The organism is Pseudomonas sp. 05T35, from assembly GCF_056396605.1.
Map to the genome: position 1 here is coordinate 1 of NZ_JBFTLU010000522.1, position 2,843 is coordinate 2,843.

4 protein-coding genes are annotated in these 2,843 nt (G+C 51.7%); all 4 read left to right on the forward strand.

The features are described 5' to 3' along the window. Positions 1-145 precede the first annotated feature (145 nt). Genes AC1DH9_RS26490 through AC1DH9_RS26505 form a run of 4 tightly spaced genes read left to right on the forward strand, consistent with a single transcriptional unit; the run spans position 146 to position 2,787 of the window. Entirely contained in the window at positions 146-781 is a 636-nt protein-coding gene (locus AC1DH9_RS26490) for a class I SAM-dependent methyltransferase (protein WP_427543338.1), read from the forward strand. Beyond that, on the forward strand, positions 778-1,443 hold the full coding sequence (locus AC1DH9_RS26495; protein WP_477809093.1) for an acetyltransferase: 666 nt from the start codon (positions 778-780) through the stop codon (positions 1,441-1,443). The genes AC1DH9_RS26490 and AC1DH9_RS26495 overlap by 4 nt, the downstream gene beginning before the upstream one ends. Beyond that, positions 1,440-2,363, forward strand: coding sequence for a hypothetical protein (locus AC1DH9_RS26500; protein WP_477809094.1), 924 nt, complete (start codon positions 1,440-1,442; stop codon positions 2,361-2,363). The genes AC1DH9_RS26495 and AC1DH9_RS26500 overlap by 4 nt, the downstream gene beginning before the upstream one ends. After that, positions 2,356-2,787: a GtrA family protein gene (locus tag AC1DH9_RS26505; protein ID WP_123581502.1), complete on the forward strand. Its 432-nt coding sequence runs from the start codon at positions 2,356-2,358 to the stop codon at positions 2,785-2,787. Before AC1DH9_RS26500 ends, AC1DH9_RS26505 begins: the two co-directional genes overlap by 8 nt. Positions 2,788-2,843 lie beyond the last annotated feature (56 nt).

Genomic DNA, 2,843 nt, shown 5'->3' on the forward strand with positions numbered 1-2,843 from the left:
CCGCTAGACGGATGGACCTCGGTGATGGCATCTATTTGGCTCTTGGGCGGGATGATCATTTCTTTTATAGGTGTCGTGGGTATCTATTTGTCGAAGATATTTTCCGAGACTAAACGGCGCCCCTACACCATCGTGAGGCAAGTTCATGGAAAGCAATAAAACTGAACTGCTATCTGAAGTGGCCGAGTACTACTCCTCAAAGTTGGCCCAGCACGGTGAAACCCCTCAGGGAGTCGACTGGAATGGCAAAGAAGGGCAGTACCTGCGGTTTGCCCAACTCAACACCATCATCGACGGTCAAACACCCTTTTCGGTCAATGATATCGGCTGTGGCTACGGTGCGTTCTACGACTTCCTGCAAGAGCGGCACAATGCGTTTTCCTATGACGGCATCGATGTGTCCGAGGATATGGTCAGCGCCGCAAGGTTACGCTACAAAGATCGTTCCCCTGTGCAATTCCATACCGGTAGCGAGCCTGTGCAACTCGCGGACTACGGCTTCGCAAGCGGCATTTTTAATGTCCGACTGGGGAGGACCGATGCAGAGTGGCTGACCTACATCGAAAGCGTTCTGGATACACTCGACAAGACCAGCCGCCTGGGATTCGCCTTCAACTGCCTGACCTCCTACTCTGATGCCGACAAGATGCGCGATTATCTTTACTACGCCGATCCCTGCATGCTGTTCGATCTGTGTAAACGTCGCTACTCACGCAATGTGGCGCTGCTTCATGACTATGATCTCTACGAGTTCACTATCCTGGTGAGGAAGCAGCCATGAAGAAATCCCTGATTATTTTCGGTGCAGGCGATATTGCGCAACTCGCCCATTACTACTTCTCTTCAGACTCGGACTATGAAGTCGTTGCCTTTTCTGTTGACGCTGCTTATTTGACCGAAAACGTTTTCTGCGGACTTCCGGTCTTCGCATTTGAGGAACTCACCACCTATTACCCGCCAGAAAAGTGCGAGTTATTTGTTGCGCTCAGCTACTCGAAGCTCAATGCCGTGCGCAAAGAAAAGTACCTTGCCGGCAAGGCCATGGGCTACCGATTTGCCAATTTCATCAGCTCTCATGCCACTGTCCTGAATGATGGACGAATCGGARAGAACTGCTTCATTCTCGAAGACAATACCATTCAGCCATTTGTCACCCTCGGCAACAACGTGACGCTGTGGAGTGGTAATCATATAGGCCATCACTCCACAATCAGGGATCACTCCTTCATTGCCTCGCACGTGGTAATTTCTGGCGGGGTAGAAATTGGCGAACAGTGCTTTATAGGCGTCAATGCAACGCTGCGCGACCATATCAAAGTCGGTGATCGGTGCGTTATCGGTGCAGGCGCATTGCTATTAAGCGATGCCGAGCCCGAAGGCCTGTACGTTGGATCAGCGACAGAGCGCTCTAAAGTGCCTAGCACCAAGCTGAGGAAAATATGACGCCCTACTGRCAAAAATTGGGACTGCTTTACTGCCCTTCCAGTACCGGGCGGCATCCCAAGCTTTTGACTCATGTCGCCAATCCCTTACCGGTTTTGCTTGAGGGCGATATCTATCGGATCTACTACAGCGGCAGGGACGGCGACAATCGCTCCTCTGTTGGCGCGGTCGATATCGATATCATTACTCGCCAGGTAATCCGTGAGCACCACGAACCGATGTTCGAGCATGGCGCCGAAGGCAGTTTTTTTGCAGATGGAGTAAGCATCGGTAATTGCTATGACGTCGACGGCGTGCGGTACATGCTATTCATGGGCTGGCAAAACCCCGTAGATGGCCATTGGCGCGGTGATATCGGCCGGCTCATCGTCAATCCCGATCTAACCCTGAAACTGGAAAGTCGTGAACCTTTCATGGGTGCAGACCCTACGGACCCCATCAGCCTTTCTTACCCATGGGTCATGCAAAGTGCCAACGGGGACTACGACATGTGGTACGGGTCGACCGCAAGCTGGGATGCCGGTAATGGAGAGATGCTGCATACCCTAAACTACGCAACATCCATCGATGGGCATCATTGGGCTCGGCAGGGGTTGGCCGTTCCTTATGTCATTGGAAAGGCGCAAGCCTTCTCAAGACCAACCGTCATAGGCTCTAGAGAAATCGGTTTTGAAATGTGGTTCTCCTATCGTAGTGGCGCGGGTGAAACCTACAGAATCGGCTATGCACGCAGTCATGACGGTCATTCCTGGCAACTGTGTCTGGACGCTTGCGGTATTGATGTCTCGGAGGGCGATTGGGACTCAGCGATGATCGAGTATCCCTATGTGTTTATCCACAAAGCACAGCGCTACATGCTGTACAACGGCAACGGTTATGGAAAGTCCGGATTTGGTCTGGCGGCGTGGGTAAATGCGTAAATTGCTCTCGAAACTACCCGATAGGGCCTCGACCATCGAGCTGCTGCGCTATGGCGTCATTGGCCTTCTCACCAACTCAATAGGTTATATGGTTTATCTATTGATTACGTATGCTGGCGGAACTCCGAAAATCACAATGAGCGTGCTCTATGCAGTGGGTACTGCTATCGGTTTTATCGGTAACCGCAAGTGGACGTTTTCCCACGATGGGGATCTGCTGAGCGCGGGGGCACGCTATATTTTTGCGCACAGTCTCGGCTACACATTGAATTTGTCCATTCTCATCGTGATGGTGGACTATCTGGGTTACCCGCATCAGTGGGTCCAAATACTGTCGATATTTGCGGTGGCGGGCTTTCTTTTCCTGATGTTCAAATTTTTTGTGTTTCCGAAAGCATCAGTTGATCAAAGAAGCGAGGCATAGGTGCACAGACTTATCGGCAGCGCTCTTCAGTCCAGGAGAGCCGTATTGGCCCACTC